This window comes from Fulvivirga marina (genome assembly GCF_016775155.1).
Taxonomy (GTDB): domain Bacteria; phylum Bacteroidota; class Bacteroidia; order Cytophagales; family Cyclobacteriaceae; genus Fulvivirga; species Fulvivirga marina.
In genome coordinates this window covers 346,062-370,078 of record NZ_JAEUGD010000067.1, presented here as the reverse complement: position 1 = coordinate 370,078, position 24,017 = coordinate 346,062, and the positions used below count along the sequence as shown (strand labels likewise).

Sequence of the window (24,017 nt, the reverse complement as noted above, 5' to 3'; positions counted from 1 at the left end):
TCCTCGGGAAATGGCCTTTTGCTTGTTATAAAATCTCAAGGTAGTGAAATGTATTTCAGAAACAGGGGTGGATTCATTGAATAACTCTGATTTTGTTTCAAACTGAACAGGTACACGTCAATATGATCGACAGTAATGAGATTAATGCCGCCCATTATAGAGTTTATTGTGAGTAAAGGCCATACTGTCAGTCAATGCTTTTAATGATGATTTTTGTAAATTGATATCGTTTAAAGCCGTATTTTAATAACTTTACTATCCGCCAATTTTTTGAAAAGCATATGAATAAACATGTTTACATACTCTCTACGGTATTTTTTTGTCTGATTACGACTATTATGTTGGCTCAGGGGGATGAGGCTCTCGAGAAGACCTACGCCAGAGCTAATGAAAAGCTTGAAAGTGGAGACTTTAGAAGTGCTATACTGGATTATTCGCAACTCATCAATTCGAAATTTGGTAATGATGAGGTGTATGTGAAACGAGGTATGGCTTATTACCAAATGAAGGATTTCAGCAAGGCTGCTGATGACTTTGATGATGCTGTTAAAGCGCGTGTTGACAGCCCGGAATTATATGGGTATCGTGGACTGACAAAATATGAGCAAAAAGACTATCAAGGTGCTGCTGGTGATCTGGAGAAAGCCGTTAATATGGGTTTTAAAAACCCTGAAGGCTTATTTAATCTGGGTAATGCCAAGTATAGAATGGATAGCTACCAAGATGCTATTAAATACTATGACCAAGCAGAGGGTGCAGGGTATCGGGATGCCACACTTTTTAATAACAGAGGCAAGGCAAGATTTACCTTGAAGAGTTATGATGCAGCTGTTCAGGATTACAATAAAGCACTTGCCGTTGATAGCAAGTATGATAAAGCTTTGGAGAACCGTGCCGAAGCTTATTTTGAGTTGAAGAAATGGAGGGAAACCGCAGATGATTACGATGCACTTATTAAATCAGGTAAGGTAACCGATGAAAACTTTGCAAGAAGAGGCATAGCCTTATATCAACTGAAGAACAATGATGAGGCTGCCAAGGACCTGGAAAGTGCAGTTAAAAGAGGTAGTAAAATACCGGAATTGACCTATTACCTTGGGAATATTTCTTTTGGCAAAAAAGACTATAAAAAAGCAGCACTATACTACGAGCAGGCCCAGAGGGCCAATGCAGAGGCCAGTGATTTAAATACGAAACTTGGACAGGCGTACTTTTTCAGCAATAATTATTCGGCGGCAGAAACTGTTTTTGACAATGCTATTAACAAGGGTGAAAACGCTCCTGCTAATTATCTGTATCGTGGGCTGGCGAGATATGAGTTGAAAGATGATAATGGTGCATACCAAGATCTTAAGCAGGCTATAGATAAAGGACAAAAGAATTACAATGCCTTCTTCTACCTAGGTAATTTACAGTTTAAACAAGAGGAGTACCATCTGGCTGAGGTCAGCTACGACAAGGCTATAGAACTTGAAGCGACTGATCCGGTCGTTTTTAACAACCGGGGTAAATCAAAATTTAACCTTGACAAGTATGCGGAGGCACTGAAAGATTATAATAAGGCGCTAACACTTAAGGCGGATTACGACAAGGCACTTGAAAACAGGGCAGAGGTCCAATTTAAACTAGAGAAATGGCAGGAAGCTGTAAATGATTATGATGTATTGATAAAATCGGGTAAAGTAACTGATGAAAGTTTTGCTAGAAGAGGTATTGCCCTTTACAAGCAAAATAAATATGACGAAGCTATCAAGGACTTAGAGAGTGCGGTCCAGCGGGGAAGCAAGAGCCAAGAGCTAACTTATTATCTGGGGAATGCATGGTTTGCCAAGGAAGACTATAAGAAGTCGGCCCTTTATTATGAGCAGGCTCAGCGTGCAGGTGTAGAGGCAGCTGACCTGACTACCAAATTAGGTGAAGCATATTTTCTTAATAAAAATTATGCGGCTGCAGAATCCACATTGTCAGATGCCATAAGTAAGAGTAGTGCCGGTGACAACAGCTATTTGTACAGAGGTTTGGCAAGGTACGAATTGAAAAATGATGATGGAGCTTTGTCGGATTTACAGCAAGCCGTATCCAAAGGGATAAAAGACTATAATGCATACCACTACTTGGGTAACCTGCAATTTAAAAAAGATGAATTTGCAAATGCTATTGCCAGTTATGACAAGGCCGTTGCTATAGAAGCTTCTGATGCCGTAGTATTTAACAATAGAGGTAAAGCCAAGTTTAACCTTAAGAAATACAATGAAGCAATTGTTGATTTTGATAAAGCACTTGCTTTACAGAATGATTATAGTAAAGCTTTGGAAAACCGTGCTGAAGCAAAGTTTGCAGCTGAGGACTGGTCGGGAGCGATTACAGATTATGAGGCTATCAAAAAATCAGGAAGCTCTGATGCTACTGTTTATGAAAAGATAGGTGTTGCTCGTTTCAATAGTGGGGATTTTCAGGGTGCAGTTACTGAACTGAAGTCAGCCATCCAGAGAGGGGCTACAGGCGATGACTTAAACCTGAAGCTTGGTATGGCCCTCTATGAAACAGGGGGAAATAAAGAAGCTTATTCTTATCTACAAAAAGCTGAAGCTGCCGGACACGCTACCCCGGAAGTTTATGAGATGCTAGGTGTTTCTGCTTACGAAAATACAAGCTATGGCAAAGCTGAAGAGTATATCACCAAAGCATTGGATGGCGGAATTAAAAATAATGAGCTTTATAAATATCGGGGAGCCGCAAGGTATTCAATCAGTAATGTGCAGGGTGCATTTGACGATTTTAAAAAGGCTGAATCTCTGGGAGTTGCGGATTATGAAACTTTTAAATCATTAGGAGATATATATTACTCTCGTAACGAATTTGAAAATGCAATTGGTGCATACGATAAAGCTGTTGACATTAAAGCTGATGACCATATAGTGTTGAATAATAGAGGTAAAGCTAAGCTTCTACTCAAAAACTATCAGGGAGCTGTTGATGATTTTGATAAAGCCATAGCCCTTAAACCTGATTATGGGAAGGGTCTGCTCAATCGTGGGACGGCCAGGTTTGAGCTTAAGAATTATTCTGGCGCCATTGCTGATCTGGAAAAAGCAAAAGAGGCCTCAGGGCCAAATAAAGGAGTAGTTAAAATGCTAGGGCTTGCCTACTATGAAACGGGAAATAAGCAAGATGCACAAAAGTACCTAGACAAGGCTATTCAGGAAGGAATAAAAGATGCTCATGTATATGTGTATAGCGGATTGTTAAGTTATGATCAGGGTGATTATAAGAAAACTGTCAGCTACTTGGATATGGCAGAAGAGTTGGGTGAAAAATCTGATGAGATATATGAAAAAAGAGGTTTTGCTAAATATAATTTAAAAAATTATCAGGGGGCAGTAGATGACTTGGGTCGTGTGGAAAAGTCAGGTGTAGCAAATGCTGATGTGTATGCGAAGATAGGTATTTCACTGTATGAGTTGAAGAGTTATAGTGAGGCTGCTGGTAGTTTGCAAAAATCCGTATCCAAGGGCTCCAAGGATAAAGAGGTTTATTACAACCTTGGTAACGCACAGTTCAGACTTGAGCAATTTGGTCAGGCTATCAAGAGTTACGATCAGGCTATAACATTGGGAGCTAATGATGAGCTTGTTTATAATAACCGAGGTAAAGCAAAAATGCTGATCAATAAATTGTCTGAGGCTATTGGCGATTTTGATAAAGCCCTTCAGGTTAAGCCAGGTTATAATGTGGCTCTGCTCAATAGAGGTACTGCTAAATACCTTTCTCAAGATTATGAAGGAGCTATCGCTGATTTGAATAAAATTATAGATGCTGGCCAGGGAGGTAAGGAAGAGTACCTTTATCTAGGGGTATCAAAGTTTCGGACTAAAGACTACGAAGGGGCACTTACTGCCTTGGATAAGGCACGCTCTTTAGGTATAAATGATAAATTGCTTTATTATGGGGTAGGTAATGCTCAATACTATAAGGGAGACTATGAAAAAGCACTGCCCAACCTGGAAAAAGCCGTCCAGATGGGAATGGAAGATGCACAGACCTATGCAAACAAAGGGGCTGCTGAATATAAGCTTGAAAAGTATCAGGCAGCAACTACGGATCTAAAAAAAGCTGTGGAATTGGGAGCTTCTGGTGCGGAAGTATTTCATAACCTCGGACATTCACTTTATGAGATGAATGACTTTGAGGGGGCGATTTCTGCACTTAATAAAGCCATAAGTGTCAGAAGTGATTATGGTTCGGCATATTTCCATCGGGGAAACGCCAAGTTTCGATTAAAAAATTACGAAAGCGCCATTAAAGATTATGATGAGGCTATTGTCAAAGGGGTAAAGAATCCAATCATTTATAATAACAAAGGTAAAGCTCATCAATTATCTGAAAACCTGGATCAGGCCATTGAGAGTTATACTAAAGCTATTGAGATTGATGGAAACTACTCCAGAGCTTATGAAAATAGGGGTAAGGTCTATTTTATAATGGAAAGGTACGAAACTGCAGCAAAAGATCTTTCCAGATATGAAAAACTGGAGGAAAAGCCTGATGGAGAGGCTATTTTTTATCTGGCAGAATCATATTACCACATGGAAGAATATGTGAGAGCACTGTCCTTTTTTGACAAAACCATTGAAGCGGGTAACAAGAGTGGAGAAACTTACCAGCACCGAGCAAGAACATTGATGGAAACTCAAGACTATGAGGCGGCTATATCTGATTTGCAAAACGCATTGAATGCAGGCAAAAAGGATGCTTCGGTTTATATGGATAGGGCAAGGGCCAATCTTTATTTAGGAAATCTACGTGCGGCATCTAATGACCTCGATGATGTTATAGCGAAAGACCCGAGTAATGCAGATGCATATTACAATAGGGCATACTTAAAAGAGGAGGCAGAAAACTACGAGGGAGCCATTAGTGATTACAAAAAGGTTATAGAACTTACTCCGGAAGATGCCGGGGCACACTACCATCTTGCTAACGTTACCGTGTCTTCCGGCAATGTGGGAGGAGCTTTGGAGGCTATTAATAAGGCAATTGAGCTAAATGGTACTGAGGCATCTTACCATAAAGTAAAAGGTAATATTTTGTATCAATTAGAGCGGGGTGGAGAAGCTTGTGAGAGTTGGAGGAAAGCAGTGGAACTTGGTGACAAAAAAGCTTCATATTTTATCGGTCAATATTGTAAATAATGATCCAAAGAGTTTGATTTTAAAGTGTGCCCGGTAACTGATAGTTGACTGGGCATTTTATTTAAAAACTCTGTTACCTGGCCCCCCCTTCGCGTATATACGTTTACTAGCCAGACCACTTATCATGATCAAACTTTTTATTTCATTTTTCTTTGTTTTTAGTCCCTCAGGACCTGAAAAAGTATCAGGAAAAGTCATTCGCGTTATTGACGGTAACACCATAGAACTTCTTAACCCAGACAAGGAAGTAGTTAAAATAATGCTTAGCGAAGTTGATTGTCCTGAGCCAGGTCAGGAGTATGCCGAGGAGGCTAAAAAATTCACAGAAAAACTGGTGCTTAGGAAAAGGGTTGTTGTTGAAATGAAGGGAAAAGATAGGTGGGGAAATAAGCTTGGGCAGGTAGTTTTGAATAATGGAAAGTTGTTGCATCATGAACTGTTAAAAAGTGGATTGGCCTGGGCTAGAGAAGAAGATAATCTGTCTCTATTAAGTATGCAGCAGGCAGCAAAGGAAAGTAAGAATGGATTATGGGGGCATGACGACCCTACTCCACCTTGGGTCTATAGAAGACAACAAACCATGATGGCCCCGAAAGGACGGTAGCAATATATTTTGAATATCTTGTAGCTTAGCGATTTATAGTGTTTGGGCACAATAAAGAGCGTTGATTACTGTTAATAGACTGAATGAAATAAATAGCTATGAGATTTTTGTTAGTTACTTTGATTTGTCTTTTTGGAATTGCATTTAATGCCAGTGCTCAAAAGGTTAATAAGCCCAAAAATAAAGCTCAAAAAGCTGACAATTCATTTGAACCTTTCAGGCCTGAGGAAGTTAAGGCTCCAGTAAAAAAGAGTAATAAAAAGCGTAAAAAGTCATTTAGTAGTAAATATAACAAAACACTTGAGGAGAAAAGGGAGGAGTTTGCCAAGCGTATGGAGGCCAACGCCAAAAGCGAACGCAAAAAACAACGCCAAATGATTAAACCTCAGTATTCTGATCCATCGTATTTCGGTCATAAGAACAAACCTAAAAAAAGGAAGCCTAGTAAAAGAAAGTTCTGCAAAGAGTGTGGGATTGTACACTAAGTTTCAAAAAAATGACCCATTGACCTGTTAAGTACACACGTTTACCAGTAGTATTTCTTATCTTAGATTCAATGAACAACCTCAATCGATTCATTGAACAGACCAATCTGAAACCAACTTTTGTAGCTGGTGATGTAGATGTGATTGTAAATCAGGCTTTTGAACATAACTTTTTGGGTGTATGTGTGCCTCCTTTTTGGGTCAAAAAAGTTAGTAGGGAGATTGGAGATAAAGATATTCAACTGGTTACCGTTATTGGTTTTCCGTTAGGGTATAATATGACTGAAACCAAGATTCAGGAAATAGAGTTAGCCATGAATAATGGTGCCGATGAGCTGGATATTGTTATGAATATATCTTCATTTAAAACCGGACTTCCCTGGACAAAGATTGAATTGGCCAAATGCTGCAACCTGATTCATGATAATTATAAGCTTGTAAAGGTTATTATTGAAACGGCCTATTTATCAATCAGGGAGATAGAGGAGGCCTGTATGCTATGCGCTGATGCGGGGGTTGACTTTGTTAAAACGTCAACAGGATTTGCCGGAGAAGGAGCCAAAGTAGAGCATATTGAGCTCATGCGCAAAGTATTGCCATCTAATGTTGGGATAAAGGCTTCAGGAGGTATTAAAACATACGAGCAGGCCGTTGAACTCATTATGGCTGGAGCAGATAGAATAGGCACATCTTCTGGAGTAGAAATGTTAGCTAAAGCTAAATAAATAAAGCCATGGAGCACTTTAATATTAGGGTTGTAGGAAAGGTTCAAGGGGTTTTTTACAGAGCAAATACACGCAAAAAGGCTTATGAACTAGGGCTAACCGGATACGTACGCAATGAGCCTGATGGTAGTGTGTATATTGAGGTAGAGGGAAATCTTAATAAGCTTAATGAATTTGTGTCTTGGTGCAAAACGGGGCCTGACAGGGCTAAGGTAGACGAGGTGCAAGTCAAGCCTACAGGTCCACTAAAAAACTTTACTAAGTTTGAGATAGAAAATTAGGTAGACGAACTGTTTAAGGGACTGTCCTTATGCTACCTTCATTTTAACAATGCCCTTATGCTTATAGATTTTAAGCTCAAAATGCTGATTAATGAATGCTTTCATTCTACTCTCAGCAAGTTCCGCTTTGCGCCCCTCAGGATAAAAAACGGTAAGCTCTAATACTGCTTTGAGAAAGTTGGGTCTAATACAAAAATCAACAAGCCACTCTTCGTAGGCTTTAACCCAGTCGACCGTATATTTTTCATAATGGTCAGCGCCATCAAACAGGAACTCCAGCTGATTATTCCCATGTTTGTACCTGTAAACACCTGCCAGGTTGCGGTAAAACTCCTCTAGACGATCAGTGTATTCAGTTTTATGAGCTATAATGCGCTTTACTGTATCATCTTCCAAGCCAAGTGGATTAAACTGGGTAAGATAAAATTTCTTGGCAAAATCTATCAAATAAACGATAAGCTGCTGCTCCTGATCGAGTTGTGCCTTTTCGAGTATATAGTTTTTATCCAGTGAAAAATACTTCTGAATCATTATTATATTTTTGACCTGCCAAATATAATAGTTTCTTTTCAAGTATGAGATTAAAAAGTAATAAATGATCATGTAATAAGACCAATAATATTACATCACTGCTTTGACAGAAAGGGCATGTAGCGTATCTTGACCATTTAGATCTACCCTTATGCAAAAACTACTTTCCACATTACTGCTGCTACTAATTATTGTAAACTGTTATGCTCAGGAGGAAGTACCCTTTCAAATTGATGTTACGGAACTCGATAAAGGTCTTCTTCTCTACCATTCTTATGGTGACTATAATGGCAATAAGGTGTCTGCTAATGGTATGGTCGTTGTGACAAAAGATAGTGTAGTAATTATTGATTCGCCATGGGATAATGAACAGACGGTGCAATTACTTGATTGGATTGAGACTGAAATTAGCAAGCCTATAGCAGCAGTTGTGATCACTCATGCTCACAGCGATAGGATTGGGGGGATTTCCGTATTGCATGAAAGAAATATAAAAACAGTAAGTAGTCAGCTTACAAAAGTTTACGCCTTAAAGCGTGGTTTTGAAGCACCGACAAAAGTATTCCATAAGGAGATCACTTTGAATTTTGGGGACCACTCCATTAGGGTATTTTATCCTGGAGCCGGGCATACCGTGGATAATACCATTGTTTACATATCTCCTTACGATGTGCTTTATGGTGGCTGTTTTATTAAAAGCAGCTCATCAACAAATCTGGGCAATACAGAAGATGCTGATCTGGACTCTTGGGGAAAAAGTATTGAAAATATGCAAAAACATTTCCCCTCCCCAAAAATAGTCGTTCCTGGGCACGGCAATTATGATCCGGGAGCTGTTGAAAATACGATTGAGTTACTTGGGTATAAGTAGCTTACTTGAGAGGGGAGTTCTCCTCTTTTGCCATTACATTATAAACCACTTTATCCATCATGCCAGGAAACCATTTATTGAGAAAAACAGTCATTTTACCTTGACCTGTAAGTACAAGGTATTTTTTTCTCTTTTGGGTGGCTTTATAAATGTGTTCAGCACAGACTTCTGCAGTCATCATTTTTTCCTCTTTCCGAGGGGATTCACCTTGCAGGGAGCCGTCGGCAGTAAGTGAAGATTTTCTGATATTGGATGCAGTAAAACCAGGACATGCTGTCAAAACATGCACACCTTTTTTTAACATTTCAGTTCTAAGTACTTCCAGAAAACCCTGAAGGGCAAATTTTGATGCGGAATAACCCGTTCTGCCGGGAAGCCCACGAAACCCTGCAATGGATGATATGCCGATTACAGAGCCTTTATTTTCTTGTATTGAAGGGAGACAATATTTGGTGGCATACAACACCCCGTAGAAATTGATGTCCATCACTTGTTTCACTACATCCAGATCTACTTCTTCGAATAGTGCTCTCATAGATATGCCGGCATTATTGATCAGAATGTCGATATGGCCATAGTGCCTGATGGCTTCCTCTGCCATTTTTTTATTATCCTCTTCTCTGCTGACGTCGGATTGAAAGCCAATTACCTCAATACCTTTATTTTGAAGCTCTTTGACAGCCTTGTCAAGTGGCTCTTGCTTTCGGCCGGTGATCATGACTTTTGATCCATTTTTGCCAAATACTTCAGCCAGAGCTTTGCCTATTCCGGAGGATCCGCCCGTGATAATTACTACTTTGTTTTGCATGAGGTAATTGTTTAAGATATTATTTGTAACCCACAGGCCTCAAAGATAGTGAGATGTTTGTGGATCAGGTAATATTTCAGTGGTACAAGTTTACCATATGCTATTATGGGTTGGTATCAATCATGAATTAATAGAATCATTATGATCAGGACGGTCTTTTTCTAATAGGGTAGGGCTTGTTACTTCATCTCTATAACTTGTTCTAAAGGTTCCGCTTGATATCATAGTTTACCCTTTCTAAAATAATTGATTAGGTTTTATTTAACTTATCTTTTAAGGAATTGGCTAATTTTGGCTGACTTTTAGATGATATGATTTTACTGAAACTTTTTTCTCGGCTACCCATGTGGCTGCTCTACACCCTTTCAGATCTTATGTTTGTAACAATATACTACCTGGCGGGGTATAGAAAGCGTGTAGTTGCTAACAATATCAGAAATTCATTCCCAAAAATGTCTGAACAGGAAGTGAAGTCAGCTGTAAAGGAATTTTACCGTAGGTTTATGGACTTTGTTATGGAAACATTGAAGGCCTTTACTATCACAGGTGAGGAGCTTACCGCTAGAGTAAAGTTTACCAATGTTCAGGATGTACAGTCTTATGCTGATAAGCAACAGTCCATTTTGGTAATAGCGTCACATCAATTTAATTGGGAATGGGCGCTGTTAACAGGGTGCATTGTGCTTCCTTTTCCTGTTGATGCTGTTTACCAGAAACTATCTAACAAAGGCTTTAATGATCTCATGCTAAAGACCAGATCGAGGTTTGGGGGCCAGCCTATAGAAAAAAGCAATATACTACGTGCGGTGCTTAAGAACCCTGACAGGCTCAGGGCATTGGGGATTGTAGCAGACCAGTCTCCTAGAAGAAAATCGCCAAAATATTGGACCAACTTCTTGAGTCAGGATACTGCCTTTTTTCTGGGACCTGAGCAGATAGCCAAGTTGGCTAAATACCCTACATTTTTTTTTAAAGTCAACAGGGTCAAGAGAGGGTATTATACCGTGGAGTTAGTAAAATTGACAGAACCACCCTATGAAAAAGATAACCATGCAATTTTAGAAGCATATGCCAAGGCTACTGAAGAACTTGTTAAAGAAGATCCGGCTGGTTATTTATGGTCTCACAAGCGCTGGAAATTAAAGAGGGAGAGTTCTTAATTGTGTTAAATATTCGCATTTGAGGAGGTACTCGTATGGACGATTTTTCAGGAAATAAGCGATAAGAAAAAGGAGCCCGGACCGTAAACCGAGCTCCATTAGGTAGTTTAAGCCAACTTATAATGATTTATACTTTTTCTAGTGCTTGCTCAATATCCCAGATGATATCTTTGTGGTTTTCCACACCCACGGATAATCTGATCATTTTATCAGTTATTGACATTTTCTTCCTTAGCCCCGAGTCTACATCGGCATGGGTCATGGTGGCAGGGTGCTCAGCCAGACTTTCTGTGCTTCCTAAGCTCACCGCCAGCTTTATGAGCTTCATGTTATTTAAGAAGCGGAATGCTTCCTGCTCCCCCCCTTTGATGTCAAATGACACCATGGCACCATTGCTTTTACTTTGTTTTTTATGGATATCATATTGACGTCCATCCTCAGGAGTGATATTTCCCAAATAGTAAACTTTTTCTACCAAAGGGTGATTGCTTAAAAATTCTGCAACTTTTTCAGCATTTGCCGCTTGCTGGTCCATCCTTACTTTCAGCGTCTCAAGACTTCTCATGAGTAGCCAGCCTGTCCATGGTCCGGCCATACAACCCAAAAATGTTCGTAATACTTTTACCCGGCCGATGAGCTCTTTTGAGCCCAGACAAGCTCCTGCAATAACATCGCTATGTCCACCGATGTATTTTGTAGCAGAGTATATGACAAGGTCTGCGCCATGCTCCAATGGATGTTGCCAGAGAGGTCCCATGTAAGTATTGTCAACTGCCATGTATACTTGTTTTTCTTCAGAAGAGTATTGGTTTGCTACGTCTTTATACATGCTGATATCAATGAGAGCATTGGTAGGGTTGGCAGGAGTTTCCAGATAAACAAATGCCAGCTTATCACCATGCTCATGGTTTTGAAGTTTTTCCAAGACTTCTTCTTTCGTGTCATAAGCCGTAACTCCCAGCGTGTGGATACCATATGATGGAAGTATTTTGGAAATGAAATGATCAGTGCCACCGTACACTGGGCTCGAGTATAGTATAAGATCCCCAGGCTTTAAAAACTCCATGAGCGTGGTGCTTATGGCAGACATGCCGCTTTCAAAAACAGCCGCATCGTCAGCTTTATCCCATAAGGTCAACCTGTTTTCCAATATCTCCAGATCAGGGTTGTTCAGTCTGCTGTAGATCAAACCCAACTCTTCGTCAGGGTGCTTTTCACGTAGGCCATATGCTACTTCGAAAAAGTTTTTCCCCTCTTCGGCATTTTTAAATACAAATGTGGAGGTCTGGAATATGGGACATTTTATGGCACCTTCGGAAAGTTCCGGTTTGTAGCCATATGACATCATTAAGCTTTCTGGTGAGAAGTTCATGTCTAAATAATTTTAAAATCCATCTCGAATTTAGTATTTTATTCTTTTAAAATAAATATTACTAGAAAATACAGCTATTAATTTTATTTTTGTAGTTATATATTCTTTTTAATTGCTTTTTTATTCTATGCCATGGAAAATGTATCTTTTCTTAAACTTGATCAAATTGATTTGAGGTTGTTGGATTTGCTTCAGCGCGATGCTAAAATGAAACATAAAGAACTTGCTGCAGAGCTAAATCTCACAGTAACACCTGTTTATGAGAGGATAAAAAGGTTGGAGAGAACAGGAGTTATTAAAAAGTATGTGGCATTGCTCGATGGCGAAAAGATAGGCTGTGAGTTGATTGCTTTTTGTATGGTAAAATTGGAAAAGCACTCATTACCTAACCTTCAGGTTTTTGAAAAAAAGATACTGAATATCCCTGAGATTTTGGAATGTTTCCATTTAGCAGGAGAATATGATTATATACTCAAGGTAGTCGTCAAAGATATGAACGCCTACCAGGAGTTTACGGTTAAAAAACTTTCAGTAATTGAAGGGGTCGCTATCATTCATAGCTCTTTTGCTATGTCTGTGCTTAAATCTACTACTGCCTATCCTTTAGGAGAGTAGAGACTCAATATCCTCTTTTGATAAACTTTTTACAAAGCTTTCCTCGGTTGTGATCAGTTCGCTAGCGAGTTTACGTTTGTGCTTTTGGAGTGCCAGAATTTTCTCTTCCACCGTGTTTTTAGAGATGAATTTATAAGTAAATACCTTATTTTCCTGGCCTATACGGTGCGCTCTGTCTACAGCCTGAGCCTCGATGGCAGGATTCCACCAAGGGTCTAGAATAAACACATAGTCTGCTTTGGTAAGGTTGAGACCAAGACCCCCAGCTTTTAATGAAATCAGGAAAACCTTTAGTGAAGAGTCATTTTGGAATCGCTCCACCTGTGCCTGTCTGTCTTTTGTAGAACCGTCGAGGTATGCAAAGTCAATGTGCTTTTCTTTCAAGTGTTCAGCAAGAATAGATAAGTGTTTCACAAACTGACTAAATATCAGGATTTTATGGTCATCTCGAATAGCGTTGTCAAGTTTGAGAATTACGTCTTGCATTTTGCCCGAGTCCCCATTATATTCCAGATCAACCATTTTAGGGTGGTTAGCAATTTGTCGGAGCTTCGTAAGACCTTGGAGCAATAATAACTGAGATTTGTTAAGTCCCTGCATTTCAATATTCTCCAGTATCTTGTTTCTGTAGTAAGATTTTACTTTATCGTATTCTTTTTCCTGCGAAGGAGTTAGGTCGCTGTATTGAACATTTTCTACCTTTTCGGGGAGTTCCGTTGCTACCTGAGACTTATGCCTGCGCATAATGAATGGCTTAATGATCGCATTAAGTTTTCTGGTTTTTTCTTCATCATTCTTCTTTTCAATAGGGTTGAGGAACTCATTTTTGAAGAATGATTGAGAACCCAGCAGGCCGGGATTGATGAAGTTCATCTGAGACCACAAGTCCATAGTGCTGTTTTCCAGTGGAGTACCTGTAAGTATTAGTCTATTTCGTGAATTAAGCTGTCTTACGGCTTTTGCAATATTGGATGCAGGATTTTTAATGGCCTGGGATTCATCCAAAATTACATAGTTGAAATAGTAATCGGTAAGCAGGTCTATGTCAAGCCTTACAATACCATATGATGTGATAATAACATCGTATTTAGCAAACTTCTCAGGGTTCTTATCTCTGTTGGTACCTGTATAAGTAAATACTTTTAGTTTCGGTGTGAACTTTTTAGCTTCAGCCTCCCAGTTGTAAACCAGCGAGGTGGGCATAATAAGCAATGAAGCTCCTTGAGCACCAGCTTCTTTTTGTGAAAGCAGCATGGTAAGGGTTTGTACTGTTTTACCAAGACCCATGTCATCAGCAAGGCAGCCACCAAATTTGTATTGATTAAGGAAATGCAACCAGTTGTATCCAGCAAGCTGGTAAGGACGCAATTTTCCTTTGAAGTTTTGGGGTATTGGAGCATCTTCAATAGACTCGAAACCTTTGAGAGACTCAAGCTTTTTGCTCATAGTGACCTTGGCCAGGTTACCATTTTCGAGGTCCTGGACTAAAGCCAAGTGGTGTTTTTTAAGCTTTGGTTCACCGTTTTCATCCTCTTCAGAGAAGGCAAATAACTCAGAGTATTCGTTGAGCCATGATTCCGGGATGACAGCGATCTCGCCGTTTGGAAGCTCCACTTCAAGTTTCTTTTTACTGATCAGTTTACGAAGCTCTTTAAATGAGATTTGATATTTGCCGAACTGTATTACAGCATGAATATCAAACCAGTCAATATTTTCTCTAACCTCGACGCTGATTTTATATTCTCCAATAAAATATTTTTTTGAAGAACGTCCCTTTTGGTCTATAATGAATTCCCGATTATCTAGTTCTTCTCTGTTTTCGTCAAGCCAGGCAAAGGCAGTGGTTTTAGAAATTGCTGCTTTCGAGTTTCTGATAGGAAGCCCCGAGTTGATCATGAATTGAATGATCTCCTTTTCATCATCCAACTTGCGTGATACCCTGTGAAAAGTATAGCTATCTCCTTGCTTGTCAACGGATACACTTACCGGACCAATATTACTTGCCTTAAATTTAAACGGCCCATACTTGAATGATAGCTCCAGCAGAATCTTTTCATTTTCGACATTTGTCTGACCATTACCGTTTTCATTGAAAAGTGACATACTGGCGCCGCTTCCCGCTAGTTCTGAAATGGTTAGTATTGGAATGGGGTTGTAGCGCTCACTGTTGATCTCGAAGCCTTTAGCATAAACATCAAAAGAAGCAATTAGCGGGGCTACGAATTTATTGTAATAAGTTTCCTCTACGTTTTTAGGAATTACGATGAATTTCTTATTCAGGAAAGGGGCAAGTTTTTTTCCGTCAACATCTTTTTCAAAAGAATATAACTTGCCTTCAAGGACCATCCAAGCCGGGCTTTTGCAAATAATATAAGCCCCTTTGTATTGGAAGTCTACCTTTTCACCATTATATTTTATGGTGGGGAAGTAATGTGTATTTTCTTCGTTTCTTCTAAAATGGAATAGTACTGTAGCTTTTTGCTCAAGCACTTCAATTTTTTTCCATGCAGGCTCCCCATCATTGCCCATTTCATATAGCCATTTACCCTGTATTCTCTCCAGAATTTTGGATCTTCTTCGCTCAAGGTAGCTCTCTATCTCAGCTTTAAGGGCATCATTGTTTTTGCCATTATCATATATCTTAGGAAAAAACTCTTCAGGCTTTACATTCTTTTTGTTGAAGTGTTTGATCACAGCCTCTTGCTGCATTTGATCCATTAGCTCTATGAGCTCATAGTCTGTAGTGTCTAACCTGGAAGCAAACTCACTCGCATTTTTGGAGGAGATGTTTTGGTGTTGTAGCGTTAATTTTCCTTTCTCATCAAGATGTACAACGAATGACTCGAATATGTATCCAAGATATTCGTGTTCATATAACGAGTATATGATTTGAAATGGTTGGGCTGCTGATATCTTCATTTTTAGTATACAAACAGAACCTGCAAATTAAGAAAAAAACATCATTTTATAGAGTTTTTTTTATTCTAAATCAATCAATATCTGACATGGTCGATAAAAGAATTTTTAATGCGGATCAATGGTCTATAACGCAAAAAGAGCCATTTGTGTTATTAATATGTTAATATTTCATTAGAAAACTTGCACATTACAGATTTTCGAGGGAGTTATATCTGGTTGCAATTACAGCCGGTCGATAAGAGATTATGAGTGTTATAAAGATGAGGCTAAGCGATGTGTATATAAAATCTGTAGTTTTCATTTCTACAGGGTAATTCTCCAGAACAGAGGTTTCCATTCCCATAGAGACTATACCGAAAGTTTGTTGTAGCCAGCAGATCACACCTCCAAGAACTAATCCTAAGGCAGCACCTCCCAGCGAAATAATAGCCCCCTCAGAAATGAAAATCCTGCGGATGAGTCGATTACTTGCTCCCATGGCATAAAGTATCGATATGTCCTTCTTCTTGTCTATGGCAAGCATAGTTAGTGCAAAGAAAATGTTAATAGAGCCCACAGCCATAATGAAAGAAAATGCTATAAATACAAAAAGTTTCTCCAGGTTTAAGAGCTTATAAAGATCCGCATGCTGTTCTTCATTATCCAGCACTTTAAACTCTGCACCCAATTTTTCAGATAATCGCTGTTCTACTGTTTGTATGCTTAGGCCTTCTGTAACTTTTATTTCAAGTGAAGTGCGTTTGTTTCCATAATCAAGTAAGTCGCGGGCAAAGTCGAGAGGGACGAATATGTAGTTTTCATCATAATTTTTCTCTATAGCAAAAACACTACCCGGTAAGATATTCCTTCTGCTGTAAAGGTTACTGATGTCGATACTTCCTGGCTGTACATCTTTTATGTAATGCACTTGAAGCGGGTATATGTCGCTACCAGGCATAATGGATAGATTGTACTGTACGCCACGGCCAATTATTGCATAGTTGATATTGTTTTCTTTCAATTTGAGTTCTCCACTTACTATGGCCGTGTCTATTCGCTTTTGATCCAAAAAATTCTGGCTTACTCCTTTTATGGTGGCGACCATATCAGCATCGCGATATTTAACGTAGGCATAGTCTTCAATGACCTCGGTTAAAATGTCGACGCCCTCAACACTTTTGATTGCCTGGGAGAGGCTATCGGTAAATATAAATGATTTTCCTTTTACAGCTTCTATCTTTATTTGTGGGTCAAAGGAGCCATAAAGGGATCTTAATAGGCCTTCAAGACCATTAAAAACGGAAAGTACGATAATTAATGCTGCAGTACATATAGATACTATGAGCATCGATATGATTGATATCACATTGATGAAGTTCCTTTTCCTTTTGGAAAAGAAGTATTTCCGCGCTATGAAAAAAGACAGGTTCAAAAATTATTCTTTTTCGCCATCCTTGCCTTCAGGCGGAATGTTTAAGTCATCAATTAATTTATCAATTTTTTGAGCTCTCTCCTCAACCTCATCTATATAAAAATTAAGCTGGGGTACTATCCTTACTTGCTTCCCAATTTTGTTTCCCAGATCTCTTCTTATTTCGCTTTTATGCTGATCCACTTTGCTTAACATGGCTTCTTTGTCTTTGACCATGAGCATGGAAAGGTATACTTTGGCTACACTTAGGTCAGGGCTTATAATCACATCTGCCACCGTAACAAAGGTATTAGCGAAAATTCCCATCTTATCCTTCTGAAATATATCACTGAGATCCCGTTGGATTAACCTTGAAAATTTTTGCTGTCTTTTACTTTCATTCATAGTTACAAATATCCGATTAAATTTACTTTTTTCATGTGTATAAGCTAATTTTCAGAAGTTAAGCAGCCTATATTTCCAGATGGTTTGCTTGTTGGAATATTTGAGATACTATGTGATACATATCAATTTAGGTTGCATGATGGCAATGTTATCTTAAGATTGGCTTAATTTCGTGCGTCTCTTAAAACTGAAAGGAGTATTGTTAAATTATTTTAGAATAAACGACCCATATAGGCTGATCATAATTTTTTTGCTGTTATTGGCCATCAGATTGCCAATAATGCTTGATGATCATACCCTTACCCTTCCTGAACTGAACTACATGCTGGTTGGGGAAATGCTAAACGATGGAGCCACACTTTATGAAGGTATTTGGGATAATATTGCACCTCTTTCGGCATCTGTATATATGGTCATTGATTTTCTGTTTGGCCGATCCCAATTGGCATATCAGGTCATAGCATTAATATTAGTGGCATTTCAGTGTCTGGTATTTAACCGTTTGTTATTGCTGAATAAAGCTTACAATGAAAATACCTATATCCCTGGGTTAGTATATGGTTTGCTGATGTCATTCTTTTTTGACTTTCTTACGCTCACTCCTGTTTTAATGGGCACAACTTTTCTTTTACTGGCATTGAATAATATTTTTAATCATATCGAGTTCAGAGCCAAGCAGGATGAAATGATACTGAACATCGGCCTTTATTTAGGGATTGCATATTTGTTTTATTTGCCCAACATAATTTTTGGGATTGCAGCATTGCTGGTTTTTGGCATATTCACGGGTACTGTAGCACGACGTTATGTATTGATGCTTTTTGGCTTTTCTTTACCTATGATGTTGGCTGCGTGCTATTTTTTGCTCAAAGGGCGTTTTACATCTTTTATTTATAATTTCCTTGACCCTTTGTTGAACTATGAAGTGGAACAATATATGTCCCTTCAGGAAATATTCATTCTTTTTTCAGTGCCAATCCTGTTACTAATATTGGCATTGGTAAGGGTCAGTCAGCGGGCAAGGTTTACAAACTACCAGGTGAGGCTAACTCAAGTGATGTTTGTATGGATTATTTTCTCTGTTGGATTTGTTTTTCTGAGTGGAGTATTTGCTCCTAACACCTTTATGGTTTTTGTGCCTTCAGCAGCCTTTTTTCTAAGTCACTATTTATTGTTGATTAAGAAGAGGTGGATGGCTGAGATTGCTTTTCAAGTCCTTTTCGTATCAGTAATACTTTTTAATCTGGGTACATTCTTTGACTTTTTCTATAGTGCCAAGCTGTTGAGTTATGATAATTACCTGGTACAAAGGGAAGACGGTTGGGCGGATAAGAGAATTCTTGTGCTGGATTACGATATGGCTCCCTATATCAATGCTTATCCTGCTACACCATTTCTCAACTGGCAATTATCAGAGGAGTTATTTAGGAATCCGGAGTATTACGATAATTTGACTATCCTGGAAAGAGGTTTTTCAGGAGACATCCCGGAGGTTATCATTGATACACACGATGTAATGTCTCCTGTATTTAAAAGGTTACCAGCTTTAAAAGCAAAATACGATAAAAGAGATGGTAATATTTATTACCTGAAAAAGGGTTAGCAGCCTATTTTGTCTATCCTTTTATCATGTCGACCACCTTCAAATGAGGTTGAAAGAAACGCGTCCATCATTTGTTCAACAAGGTCATAGTCTACAAACCGTGATGGTATGCAGAGTATGTTGGCATTGTTATGCAATCTGGCCAGTTCTGCTAGTTCTTTTTGCCAACAGATAGCCGCTCGTATACCCTGGTGTTTGTTGGCGGTCATGGCAACCCCATTGGCACTTCCGCAGATTAGCACTCCACAATCAAATTCTTTACTTTCAACCGCAGAGGCTACAGGGTGTGCAAAGTCAGGATAGTCAACCGAATCCGCGCTATGCGTACCGAAATCTTTTACAGAATGACCTTTAGATTCCAGCCATGCTACAAGTTTACTTTTATATTCAAATCCGGCATGGTCTCCGCCGATAGCTATTTTACTCATGATTGTGTGTATTTTTTCTGCTCTAACATTTCTTTTTTGCGCTGTCTTCTATAGACAGAGCTTGATATCAAAATACTGAATTGATAAAGGCCAAACAATGGCAACGCTATTAATACCTGGCTTAATGGGTCAGGTGGAGTTAACATAGCTCCTAAAATAAGTATGACCACTATAGAGTGCTTTCTGTATGCCTTCATTAGAGATGGAGTAACTACACCTATTTTGGAAAGGAAATAAACCACAATTGGTAATTGAAATAATATTCCACTTCCTAATACCAATGTTGTTACTGTACCTACATAAGAAGTGATGTCAAACTCATTATAAACTAGTTCACTTACTTGATAATTGGCCAAAAAGTTCACCGATAATGGGGCCATAATATAATAGCCAAACATGATGCCCAGTGCAAATAAGACTGTAACTGAGAATACCGCGCCCCTGCTTACAGAACGTTCATTCATGTGTAGCCCAGGACTAATAAACCTCCAAAATTCCCAAAATGCATAAGGAAAAGCTACAATTATACCAATGACAAATGACGAAGTAATATGCATTGTAAATTGCCCCGTCATTTGTCGGCTTTGTATCTTAAATGGAATGTCTTCAATGCAAAGAGCAGAGGAGTTTATCAATTCACCCAGCTTACATAGCATTCTGAAAGTCCAGAAATCAGGTTTGGCAGGACCAAGTATTACAGTATTGAATACAAAGTCTACCGAAACAAAAGCTACAATTGAAATTACAAAAATAGCAATTAATGACCTGATTAGATGCCACCTCAGTTCTTCGAGATGGTCTATGAAAGACATCTCTTTTTCCTCCCCTTGATCCAGATATTTAGTCACTTTTTAAACTGCAGAAACTTGTTCTTTATAAAGAGGGAAGCTGTTCATCCAATTGTTCACCTCTGTTTTAACTGCACTAATCTCATCATCATTATCATGATTCATCAGCACTCTGTCTATTAATTCAACAATTTTCACCATGTCATCTTCTTTCATACCTCTTGTGGTAACGGCTGCTGTACCTATACGCATTCCTGAAGTTACAAAAGGAGACTGATCATCGAAAGGAACCATATTTTTGTTAATGGTAATGTCAGCTTTAATCAATGTATTTTCTGCTAATTTACCAGTTATATCTTTTGATCTTAGATCGATAAGCATCATGTGATTATCTGTGCCATCAGAGATAACCTTATAACCTTTGTCAACAAAATGTTTAGCCATCACTTTAGCATTTTTGCTTACCTGTACCACATAGTTCAGGTACTCTTCGCTGAGGGCTTCTTCATAGGCAACAGCTTTTGCTGCTATTACGTGCTCAAGTGGGCCTCCCTGAGTTCCAGGGAAAACGCCGGAGTCTAGAAGTGAAGCTATTTTTCTAATCTCTCCTTTAGGGGTCTTAATTCCCCAAGGGTTTTCAAAGTTTTCCCCTATCATGATCATCCCACCACGAGGTCCGCGCAGGGTTTTGTGAGTAGTGGTAGTTACAATATGACAATGCTCAAGAGGGTCATTAAGTAAGCCTCTTGCAATAAGGCCTGATGGATGAGATATATCCGCGAGTAGTATGGCTCCCACTTCATCCGCAGCGTTTCTCAGGCTTTCATAGTCCCAGTCACGGCTATAAGCTGAAGCTCCGCAGATGATCATCTTGGGTTTTTCTTTTCTAGCCGTTTCTGCAACCTTATCCCAATCAATAAGACCAGTTTCTTTATCCACACCATAAAAAGTTGGTTGGTATAATTTTCCTGAGAAGTTAACCGGTGACCCATGTGTCAGGTGGCCACCATGGGAAAGGTCAAAACCTAATATCTTGTCCCCAGGGTTCAAGGTCGCCAGCATAACAGCGGCATTGGCTTGTGCTCCTGAGTGTGGCTGAACGTTAACCCATGTAGCTCCAAATAATTTTTTAGCACGGTCAATTGCTAGCTGCTCAACTTCGTCCACAACCTCACAACCTCCATAATACCTTTTTCCGGGTAAGCCTTCAGCATACTTGTTGGTAAGCACACTGCCCATGGCTTCCATAACTTGTGGTGATGTAAAGTTTTCTGAAGCAATTAGTTCAATCCCGGATTGTTGTCTTTGCTTTTCTTTGTTGATCAGATCAAATATAAGCGTATCTCTTTGCATAATATTTTTATAGAGGTGTGAAAATGGAAGTCCAAAAATAGTGCATGTGCCAGATATAACCAATATTGTAAGAGGTGATTCCAATTAAGAAACAATTTTTTTAATTTTAGCCAAAACCCAACTAGCCATGAAAAACCTTAGCATATACTTTTTTGCTCTTCTTACAGTGCTATCTCTCACTAAATGTGATAATTATCATCATGAGAGAGGAAACGGAAATATAATTTCTGAGAAGAGAAATATTGAAGATTTTAAAGAGATAGAAATCGGAGGAAGTTATGAGGTATTTCTTACAAAATCAGAAAAACCAGCATTAACCATTGTTGCAGATGAAAACTTACACCAATTTATAAATGTAGATCAACATGGAGACGTACTTGAAATTTTTAGTGAGGCGACACTGGAGAGTGAGGAAGGAGTAAAGCTGTATATTGATTATGTAGAACTTATGGCGGTTAATACCAGTGGAGCTGCAGTTATTAAAAGCGATAACGTTATCTCGGGAGATTATCTTCGCCTGGAAATGTCCGGTGCAGGAGTAATTGATTTGGACGTTGACTTAAAAGCACTTAAAATAAATATTTCCGGAGCCGGTGCTGTAGAGCTTTCGGGTAATGTGATAGAGCAAAATATTCAGATGAGTGGAGCAGGAGGCTTGGAAGCCTATGACCTTATAAGTCAGAGAAGCAAGGTCGATATCAGTGGAGTTGGAGGAGCTGCGGTTACTGTAAAAAAGAGGCTTGAGGCGACGGTTAGTGGGGTTGGTGGAATTAGTTATAGAGGAAATCCTGAAGAAGTGAATTCTAATGTTTCAGGTTTAGGTACTATTGTTGAAGATGAGGGAGAAGAAGATGAGAACATTTGACCAGCTCTCATCTTGTTTTAATTTACCACGATCCACTCGATCCGCCACCGCCAAAGCTGCCACCGCCACCTGAAAAACTGCTTCCTCCTGATGACCACCCTGACCCTGAAGAGAAATTGCTGGTTTTGATGCTGGAGGATCGATGATCATAGAATTTTTTGCCTGCAGGTGTTTTAAAATAAATTATTTTCAGAAAAAGAAAGCCAAAGAAATAAATCAGAAAAAGTACAATTCCTGCTGTGATGCCAAGTATGAACATGGGAAATGTAAGGTAGAAAGGGATTAGAAATAGGTATAGCCCCCAACCTGAACACCCTTTTGAGAAAAGTGCCACATAGGTAAAGGTGCCTACAACGATTAAAAATATAAACCCCATAAATAACCTGATAAACCAGGGAATGTCATTGTTAATATTAGACAGGTCAGATGTACTAATGTCAGCACTATATTCTCCTCTTATTGACTTTATAATGGACTCTGTTCCTGCTCGTACCCCTTCACTATAATCATCAACTCTAAAAGCAGGAGTTATTTCATTTCTAATGATGTTGCTGGAAAGTGCGTCCGTTAATACTCCTTCAAGTCCATAACCGACCTCAATTCTTAATTTTCTGTCGTCTAAAGAAATCAGTAACAATACACCATTGTCTCTGTCTTTTTGTCCCAAACCCCACGTTTCTGCAACTTTTAAGGAGTATTCTTCTAATATCTCACCTTCCAATGATTGGATAATGAGTACTGCAATTTGGTTTGAGGTGCTGTCTTCATGAGTTTTTAATAGTTGATTTAAATAGTTGACGGTTTCTTGGTCTAAGACACCTACTTCATCAACAACTCTTCCTGAAAGGTATGGAACCTCTTTGGCCTGAAGAAAGAGCGCGAAAAATAATAACTCAAGCAGTAGTAAATACCTCATAGCTCTAATCTTAAGTGGTCGGGCAGTTCGTTTTGATCACCTTCTTCCTTTTTAAAACCCTTCTCTAGAAGTATGTCACCACAGCTTTCAATGGCTTTTGACAGTCCCTCAACAAGCAGCCCCCTCTTTATGTAACTGGTTAAATTATTGGTGAGATCGTCCCACGTTTTTTGATCTACGACATTGGCTATGCCACTATCTGTCATTACTATAACTTCATGCTCCAGGAAGGAGATGAATATTAATATACCTGTACGTTGTTGTGTGTCAAATATCTCTTCTTCAAGAAAAACAGTCTCGGCTTTTTGAACAGCAGCATGTTTCTTTTCCGCATCTGTAACTAAAAAGGCTTTAAATGATGGTATCCAGAAAGGAAGCAGTGCACCAACTGAACCTATGCCGGTAACAATGAAAAAGTAATATAATGGGTCATAGATGTTAAAGCCGGGAACCCATCGGTCTCCTGCCACCAGCATCATAAATCCAACTAGAGCAAACAGAGCTGCCGATTTCCATTTTACAGAGGGATAATGATGGCTTTGTCTGACCAGTGCCGGCCTTATTTCTCCCGATATTTTACTTTCTGCTTTAAAAACAGTTTTTTTAATCCTGTTGAGTTCCTGTACTGATAGCTTTGGGAAAGTAGCCATTCTGCTAATGTTGGTTACTTACTCAATATAATGGAAATTTTTATAAATAGAATGTT

At 39.0% G+C, this 24,017-nt stretch carries 21 protein-coding genes; 10 read left to right on the top strand and 11 right to left on the bottom strand.

What is annotated here, in order from left to right; all coding sequences use genetic code 11:
- Positions 1–281: 281 nt before the first annotated feature.
- The 5 genes from JMN32_RS25795 to JMN32_RS25775 all read left to right on the top strand — a co-directional run bounded on the left by JMN32_RS25795 (position 282) and on the right by JMN32_RS25775 (position 7,287).
- On the top strand, positions 282–5,192 hold the full coding sequence (locus tag JMN32_RS25795; protein WP_202859297.1) for a tetratricopeptide repeat protein: 4,911 nt from the start codon (positions 282–284) through the stop codon (positions 5,190–5,192).
- Between the two features lie 124 nt (positions 5,193–5,316).
- Entirely contained in the window at positions 5,317–5,796 is a 480-nt protein-coding gene (locus JMN32_RS25790; protein WP_202859296.1) for a thermonuclease family protein, read from the top strand.
- A gap of 98 nt (positions 5,797–5,894) precedes the next feature.
- Positions 5,895–6,281: a hypothetical protein gene (locus tag JMN32_RS25785; RefSeq protein ID WP_202859295.1), complete on the top strand. Its 387-nt coding sequence runs from the start codon at positions 5,895–5,897 to the stop codon at positions 6,279–6,281.
- A gap of 71 nt (positions 6,282–6,352) precedes the next feature.
- Entirely contained in the window at positions 6,353–7,006 is a 654-nt protein-coding gene (deoC, locus tag JMN32_RS25780; RefSeq protein WP_202859294.1) for a deoxyribose-phosphate aldolase, read from the top strand.
- Positions 7,007–7,014: 8 nt separating this feature from the next.
- The gene (locus tag JMN32_RS25775; RefSeq protein WP_202859293.1) at positions 7,015–7,287 is read left to right on the top strand and encodes an acylphosphatase; all 273 of its coding nucleotides are present in this window, start codon (positions 7,015–7,017) and stop codon (positions 7,285–7,287) included.
- A gap of 27 nt (positions 7,288–7,314) precedes the next feature.
- Here JMN32_RS25775 and JMN32_RS25770 read toward each other — a convergent pair whose 3' ends face one another.
- Positions 7,315–7,818, bottom strand: a complete 504-nt coding sequence (locus JMN32_RS25770) for a hypothetical protein (protein ID WP_202859292.1) — start codon at positions 7,816–7,818, stop codon at positions 7,315–7,317.
- Between the two features lie 151 nt (positions 7,819–7,969).
- Here JMN32_RS25770 and bla point away from each other — a divergent pair, with 151 nt between their 5' ends.
- Positions 7,970–8,689 (top strand): subclass B1 metallo-beta-lactamase, encoded by a 720-nt coding sequence (gene bla / locus JMN32_RS25765; protein WP_202859291.1) that lies wholly within the window; start codon positions 7,970–7,972, stop codon positions 8,687–8,689.
- A gap of 1 nt (position 8,690) precedes the next feature.
- Here bla and JMN32_RS25760 read toward each other — a convergent pair whose 3' ends face one another.
- A complete protein-coding gene (locus JMN32_RS25760; protein WP_202859290.1) occupies positions 8,691–9,497 on the bottom strand; it encodes an SDR family oxidoreductase in 807 nt (268 codons plus the stop codon).
- Positions 9,498–9,808: 311 nt separating this feature from the next.
- Here JMN32_RS25760 and JMN32_RS25755 point away from each other — a divergent pair, with 311 nt between their 5' ends.
- The gene (locus JMN32_RS25755; RefSeq protein WP_202859289.1) at positions 9,809–10,657 is read left to right on the top strand and encodes a lysophospholipid acyltransferase family protein; all 849 of its coding nucleotides are present in this window, start codon (positions 9,809–9,811) and stop codon (positions 10,655–10,657) included.
- A 127-nt stretch (positions 10,658–10,784) separates the two neighbouring features.
- On the opposite strand, the gene JMN32_RS25750 is transcribed toward JMN32_RS25755, so the two are convergent.
- Positions 10,785–12,029 carry a cystathionine gamma-synthase family protein gene (locus JMN32_RS25750; protein ID WP_202859288.1) on the bottom strand — a complete coding sequence of 415 codons (1,245 nt, stop codon included), beginning with the start codon at positions 12,027–12,029 and terminating at the stop codon, positions 10,785–10,787.
- 132 nt (positions 12,030–12,161) lie between these two features.
- Here JMN32_RS25750 and JMN32_RS25745 point away from each other — a divergent pair, with 132 nt between their 5' ends.
- Positions 12,162–12,644: an Lrp/AsnC family transcriptional regulator gene (locus JMN32_RS25745; RefSeq protein WP_202859287.1), complete on the top strand. Its 483-nt coding sequence runs from the start codon at positions 12,162–12,164 to the stop codon at positions 12,642–12,644.
- Here the strand turns inward: JMN32_RS25745 and JMN32_RS25740 are convergent.
- The 3 genes from JMN32_RS25740 to rbfA form a co-directional block, all read right to left on the bottom strand.
- Complete coding sequence (locus tag JMN32_RS25740; RefSeq protein WP_202859286.1) at positions 12,633–15,563, bottom strand: DEAD/DEAH box helicase; 2,931 nt, start codon at positions 15,561–15,563, stop codon at positions 12,633–12,635. The genes JMN32_RS25745 and JMN32_RS25740 overlap by 12 nt on opposite strands.
- Positions 15,564–15,750: 187 nt before the next feature.
- A complete protein-coding gene (locus JMN32_RS25735) occupies positions 15,751–16,890 on the bottom strand; it encodes an ABC transporter permease (protein ID WP_238354628.1) in 1,140 nt (379 codons plus the stop codon).
- Between the two features lie 87 nt (positions 16,891–16,977).
- A complete protein-coding gene (gene rbfA / locus JMN32_RS25730; RefSeq protein WP_202859284.1) occupies positions 16,978–17,358 on the bottom strand; it encodes a 30S ribosome-binding factor RbfA in 381 nt (126 codons plus the stop codon).
- A gap of 280 nt (positions 17,359–17,638) precedes the next feature.
- Here rbfA and JMN32_RS25725 point away from each other — a divergent pair, with 280 nt between their 5' ends.
- Positions 17,639–18,961 carry a hypothetical protein gene (locus JMN32_RS25725; protein WP_202859283.1) on the top strand — a complete coding sequence of 441 codons (1,323 nt, stop codon included), beginning with the start codon at positions 17,639–17,641 and terminating at the stop codon, positions 18,959–18,961.
- On the opposite strand, the gene rpiB is transcribed toward JMN32_RS25725, so the two are convergent.
- The 3 genes from rpiB to JMN32_RS25710 are packed head-to-tail and all read right to left on the bottom strand — an operon-like array spanning position 18,958 to position 21,530.
- Positions 18,958–19,389 carry a ribose 5-phosphate isomerase B gene (gene rpiB / locus JMN32_RS25720; protein ID WP_202859282.1) on the bottom strand — a complete coding sequence of 144 codons (432 nt, stop codon included), beginning with the start codon at positions 19,387–19,389 and terminating at the stop codon, positions 18,958–18,960. The genes JMN32_RS25725 and rpiB overlap by 4 nt on opposite strands.
- Positions 19,386–20,201: a twin-arginine translocase subunit TatC gene (tatC, locus tag JMN32_RS25715; protein ID WP_202859480.1), complete on the bottom strand. Its 816-nt coding sequence runs from the start codon at positions 20,199–20,201 to the stop codon at positions 19,386–19,388. The genes rpiB and tatC overlap by 4 nt, the downstream gene beginning before the upstream one ends.
- Before the next feature lie 39 nt (positions 20,202–20,240).
- Positions 20,241–21,530 carry a serine hydroxymethyltransferase gene (locus JMN32_RS25710; RefSeq protein WP_202859281.1) on the bottom strand — a complete coding sequence of 430 codons (1,290 nt, stop codon included), beginning with the start codon at positions 21,528–21,530 and terminating at the stop codon, positions 20,241–20,243.
- A 127-nt stretch (positions 21,531–21,657) separates the two neighbouring features.
- Between JMN32_RS25710 and JMN32_RS25705 the strand changes: the two genes are divergently transcribed.
- Positions 21,658–22,395 carry a head GIN domain-containing protein gene (locus JMN32_RS25705; protein WP_202859280.1) on the top strand — a complete coding sequence of 246 codons (738 nt, stop codon included), beginning with the start codon at positions 21,658–21,660 and terminating at the stop codon, positions 22,393–22,395.
- A gap of 22 nt (positions 22,396–22,417) precedes the next feature.
- On the opposite strand, the gene JMN32_RS25700 is transcribed toward JMN32_RS25705, so the two are convergent.
- Positions 22,418–23,311 (bottom strand): TPM domain-containing protein, encoded by an 894-nt coding sequence (locus JMN32_RS25700; protein ID WP_202859279.1) that lies wholly within the window; start codon positions 23,309–23,311, stop codon positions 22,418–22,420.
- Positions 23,308–23,961: a TPM domain-containing protein gene (locus JMN32_RS25695; RefSeq protein WP_202859278.1), complete on the bottom strand. Its 654-nt coding sequence runs from the start codon at positions 23,959–23,961 to the stop codon at positions 23,308–23,310. The genes JMN32_RS25700 and JMN32_RS25695 overlap by 4 nt, the downstream gene beginning before the upstream one ends.
- Positions 23,962–24,017: the final 56 nt, after the last annotated feature.